Annotated in this window: 2 protein-coding genes; both read left to right on the top strand. The window is 73.0% G+C overall.

Annotated elements, in window-relative coordinates; all coding sequences use genetic code 11:
- Window positions 1-422 precede the first annotated feature (422 nt).
- Window positions 423-2,855: a SulP family inorganic anion transporter gene (locus ACFU6K_RS30855; RefSeq protein WP_380668579.1), complete on the top strand. Its 2,433-nt coding sequence runs from the start codon at window positions 423-425 to the stop codon at window positions 2,853-2,855.
- Between the two features lie 264 nt (window positions 2,856-3,119).
- Entirely contained in the window at window positions 3,120-5,078 is a 1,959-nt protein-coding gene (acs, locus tag ACFU6K_RS30850) for an acetate--CoA ligase (RefSeq protein ID WP_380668577.1), read from the top strand.
- Window positions 5,079-5,177 lie beyond the last annotated feature (99 nt).

The following is a 5,177-nucleotide window of genomic DNA, read 5'->3' as shown; positions in this document are numbered from 1 at the left end:
CCCCTGCTCCGGGGAGGGCGCGGCCCGTTCGCCGTGCCCGGCACCGACACCGGCCCCGGTCGATCGGGAGCCGCGACCGCTGCCACCAGCAGATTCCCGACCATTGGGCCACCACCCATTGGGGTGAATCAGGGGGTTTTCCGCTTCCCTCCCGGAACCACGCTGTGCAAAGCTTTCATTACCCTCGGTTTACCGAGTCTTGATGGTTCGCCCAGTGGCCCCCGGTGAGACGTCCCGCACCTCGCCCGAAGCCCCGGCGGGCCTGATGGTCAACGCCGGCCGGTGACACCCGCACTCCCCCGCCGCGCCCACGCCATCCCGCCACACCGTCGCGCCCACGACAGCCGATCCGCCCCGGAGCCCCACCCCGGATTCACCGCCGGACCTGACTGCGTTCGCTCCCCCGGACAGACGGGAAGACAATGACCCTCGACATCTCCAGCGCCCCCATCGCCTCCGACACCACCGACCACGCGCCGCCGGGCGCGGGCCTCCGCATCCGGTGGGCCCAGGACCTCTCCGCGTCCCTCGTGGTCTTCCTGATCGCCGTGCCGTTCTCCCTCGGCATCGCACTCGCCACCGGCGCCCCGCTCACCGCCGGTCTGGCCGCCGCGGCCGTGGGCGGCATCGTGGTCGGGCTGTTCGGCGGCACACCGCTCCAGGTCAGCGGCCCGTCGGCGGCACTGACGGTGATCACCGCCGGACTGATCGCCCAGTACGGCTGGCGGGCCACCTGCGCCATCACCGTCGCGGCCGGCCTGCTCCAACTCCTGCTCGGCGCACGCCGGGTGGCCCGGACGGCGCTCGCCGTCTCGCCCGCGATCGTGCACGGCATGCTGGCGGGGGTCGGGATCACCATCGCCCTCGCGCAGCTGCACGTCGTCCTCGGCGGCTCGCCGCAGAGCTCCGCGATCACCGACATCCTGGCCCTTCCCGGCCAGTTGGCCGGCCCGCACCCACCCGCGCTGCTGGCCGGCGCGGTGACCGTGGCCGTCCTGGTCGGCTGGCCCCGGCTCGGCCGACTGCCCGGCCGAGCGGGCGAGTTCGGTACCCGGCTGGCCAAGGTGCCCGGCCCGCTGGCCGGGGTCGCGCTGGCCACCGCCCTCGTGTTCGCCCTGGACCTGCGGCTCGCCCACATCGAGCTGCCCGCCTGGCGGCCGCAGGCGCTCCTGCCCGCACTGCCGCACGGCCCGGTCCTGGGGCTGCTCGCCGCCGTCCTCACCGTCACCGCCGTGGCCAGCGTGGAGTCGCTGCTGTCCGCCGTCGCGACCGACCGGATGTCCCGCCGCACCGGCGACCTCGACCGCGAACTGCGCGGGCAGGGCCTCGCCAACCTGGTGAGCGGACTGGTCGGCGGACTGCCGGTCGCCGGGGGCGCGGTTCGCAGCACCGCCAACGTGCGGGCCGGCGGCCGGACCAGGTGGGCCTCGGTGCTGCACGGCGTCTGGGTGCTGGCCGCCGCGCTGGCGCTGACCGGCGGACTGCGCCGGATCCCCCTGGCCGCGCTCGCCGCGCTGGTGCTGGTGGTCGGGCTGCAGATGGTGAGCTTCGCGCACATCCGCAGGGTGCACCGGCACCGCGAGTTCCCCGTCTACCTGATCACCGTGCTCGGTGTGGTGGCCGCCGGCGTGCTGTGGGGCGTCGCGATCGGCGCCGGCACCGCCGTCCTGCTCGCCCTCTACCGGCTGACCCGCGCCCACGTGGACGTGGAGGCCGGCCCCGGCGGCACGGTCACCGTCCGGACGCACGGCCCGCTCACCTTCACCGCCGTGCCCCGGCTCGGTCGGGCGCTGGCCGGCATCCCGGCCGGGGCCGAGGTCACCGTGGTCCACGACGGCTCGTTCCTGGACCACGCCGCGTACGAGACGCTGCACACCTGGCGGGCCGGGCACCAGGAGGCGGGCGGCCTGGTCTCGATGGTGACGCGCCGCCAGGACGACGAGGTGCTCGACCCGGACGGCACCGTGCGTACGGGCAGTTCACCGGGCCCGCACCGCTGCCGGGCCTGGACGCCCTGGGTCGGCCACCACTGCATCGAGCAGCAGGAGGACCCGCACGGCCGACTGCTGGACGGCGTCCGGGTGTTCCAGCTGCACACCGCCCCCCTGATCCGGCCCGAACTCGCCCGGCTGGCGCGCGAGGGGCAGACGCCCTCCCAGCTCTTCCTGACCTGCGCGGACTCCCGGATGGTCACCAGCATGATCACCAACAGCGGTCCGGGGGACCTGTTCACCGTGCGGAACGTGGGCAACCTGGTGCCGGCCCCGCACGAACCCGGCGCGGCGGACGACTCGGTGGCCGCCGCCGTGCAGTACGCGGTCGAGGTGCTGGAGGTGCGCTCGATCACGGTCTGCGGCCACTCCGGCTGCGGCGCCATGCAGGCCCTGCTGGACGGCGTGCACGAACGCCCCGGGCCGCCCACCCCGCTGGCCCGCTGGCTGCGCAACGGCCGTGGCTCGCTGGACCGGCTCCGACGGGTCCCGGCGGAGTTCGCCGCCCGGCCCGCGGTGGACGTCGTGGAGCAGCTCTGCATCACCAACGTGGTCCAACAGTTGGACCAGTTGCTGGCGAACCCGGCGGTGGAGCGCCGGGTCGAGGAGGGCACCCTGCGGCTGGTCGGGATGTACTTCGACCTCGCGACGGCCCAGGCCTACGTCCTCGACCGGGCCGCCGGGACGTTCAGCCCGGTCGAGGCCCGCGCGGGGAAGGACACGAACGGAATCGAACACCACACCGAGGCCCCCATCGGAACCGGCCCCGATGTCCGGCCGAACGCAGCATCGGCCGAACGGGTGAGGGAGGATGATCGGGTTCCGGCCGAGGGCGACGAGGAGGGGCCCCGGCTGGCCGCCTGAGAGCCGGGTCCGTGTCCCCGCCGGGCGGGCCGGGGCACGGGCCCACCCACCCCCGAACGGTCGTCCGGTCCTCCGCGGCGGACCGGGCGCGAGGCCGGCCGGTCGCCGGTCGGCCGCCGCCCGGGCGTCGGTCAAAGGTCTACACCAATTCCCAGGAGCCTCTTGTCAACTGCCCCGTTCGCCTGGTGAGCTGTGCGCTGGGACACACGGGACAATCCCCACGCACGGGATCGCCCCCGATCATGACTCGATGAGGAGTGCGCGTTGAGCAACGAGAGCCTGGCCAACCTGCTCAAGGAGGAGCGGCGCTTCGCCCCTCCGGCAGAGCTCGCCGCCGCCGCCAACGTCACCGTGGCCGCGTACGCGCAGGCCTCCGAGGACCGTCTGGGCTTCTGGGCCGAGCAGGCCCGTCGCCTCACCTGGGCCGTCGAGCCGACCGAGACCCTCGACTGGTCCAACCCTCCCTTCGCCAAGTGGTTCGCCGACGGCAAGCTCAATGTCGCGTACAACTGCGTCGACCGCCACGTGGAGAACGGCCTGGGCGACCGGGTCGCCATCCACTTCGAGGGCGAGCCCGGCGACGGCCGTTCGATCACCTACGCCCAGCTCAAGGACGAGGTCTCGCAGGCCGCCAACGCGCTGCTGGAGCTCGGCGTCCGCAAGGGCGACCGGGTCGCCGTCTACCTGCCGATGATCGCCGAGGCGGTCGTCGCGATGCTCGCCTGCGCCCGGATCGGCGCCACCCACTCGGTGGTCTTCGGCGGCTTCTCCTCCGACGCCGTCGCCTCCCGCATCCAGGACGCCCAGGCCAAGCTCGTCATCACCGCCGACGGCGGCTACCGGCGCGGCAAGCCCTCCGCCCTCAAGCCGGCCATCGACGAGGCCCTCACCAAGGCCGACGGCGTCGAGCACGTCCTGGTGGTCCGCCGCACCGGCCAGGACATCCCGTGGACCGAGGGCCGCGACGTCTGGTGGCACGAGATCACCGCGCGCCAGTCCACCGAGCACACCCCCGAGGCGCACGACGCCGAGCACCCGCTGTTCATCCTCTACACCTCGGGCACCACCGGTAAGCCCAAGGGCATCCTGCACACCTCGGGCGGCTACCTCACCCAGGCCAGCTACACCCACCACGCGGTCTTCGACCTCAAGCCGGAGACCGACGTCTACTGGTGCACCGCCGACATCGGCTGGGTCACCGGCCACTCGTACATCGTCTACGGCCCGCTCTCCAACGGCGCCACCCAGGTCATCTACGAGGGCACCCCGGACACCCCGCACCAGGGCCGGTTCTGGGAGATCGTCCAGAAGTACGGCGTGACCATCCTCTACACCGCGCCGACCGCGATCCGCACCTTCATGAAGTGGGGCGACGACATCCCCGCGAAGTTCGACCTGTCCTCGCTGCGGGTGCTGGGCAGCGTCGGCGAGCCGATCAACCCCGAGGCCTGGATCTGGTACCGCGAGCACATCGGGGGCGGCAGGTGTCCGATCGTGGACACCTGGTGGCAGACCGAGACCGGCGCCATCATGATCAGCCCGCTGCCGGGCGTCACCGAGACCAAGCCGGGCTCGGCCCAGCGCGCCCTGCCGGGCATCGCGGCCACCGTGGTGGACGACAACGCCGTCGAGGTGCCGAACGGCTCCGGCGGCTACCTGGTGCTCACCGAGCCGTGGCCGTCCATGCTCCGCACCATCTGGGGCGACGACCAGCGCTACATCGACACCTACTGGTCGCGCTTCGAGGGCCGCTACTTCGCCGGTGACGGCGCCAAGAAGGACGAGGACGGGGACATCTGGCTGCTCGGCCGGGTGGACGACGTCATGCTCGTCTCGGGCCACAACATCTCCACCACCGAGGTCGAGTCGGCCCTGGTCGGCCACCCGTCCGTGGCCGAGTCCGCCGTGGTCGGCGCGACCGACGCCACCACCGGCCAGGCCATCGTCGCCTTCGTGATCCTGCGCGGCGGCGCCACCGAGAGCCCCGAGCTGGTCGAGGAGCTGCGGGCCCACGTCGGCCGCACGCTCGGCCCGATCGCCAAGCCGAAGCAGATCAAGGTGGTCGGCGAGCTGCCGAAGACCCGCTCCGGCAAGATCATGCGCCGCCTGCTGCGCGACATCGCCGAGGGCCGCGAGGTCGGTGACACCACCACCCTGGCCGACAGCACGGTGATGAGCCAGATCCAGGCCCAGCTGCCGTCCTCGGACAACGGCAACGGCTGAGCCCGCCGGGGCAGCGGCAGCTGACCCACCGGGTCCGCGACGGCTGACCCACTGAGACAACGGCTTGAGACAACGGCTGTGCCCCGGACGGTGATCACC

Origin of the sequence: Kitasatospora sp. NPDC057512 (assembly GCF_042802135.1) — a bacterium.
Classification (GTDB): Bacteria; Actinomycetota; Actinomycetes; order Streptomycetales; family Streptomycetaceae; genus Kitasatospora.
Note: the sequence above shows the minus strand (reverse complement) of the source record. Positions and strands in the feature narration are given on the sequence as shown.

Coding starts and splice junctions, on each gene's coding strand:
- ACFU6K_RS30855 (WP_380668579.1), top strand. CDS start 423: ATGACCCTCGACATCTCCAGCGCCCCCATCGCCTCCGACACCACCGAC.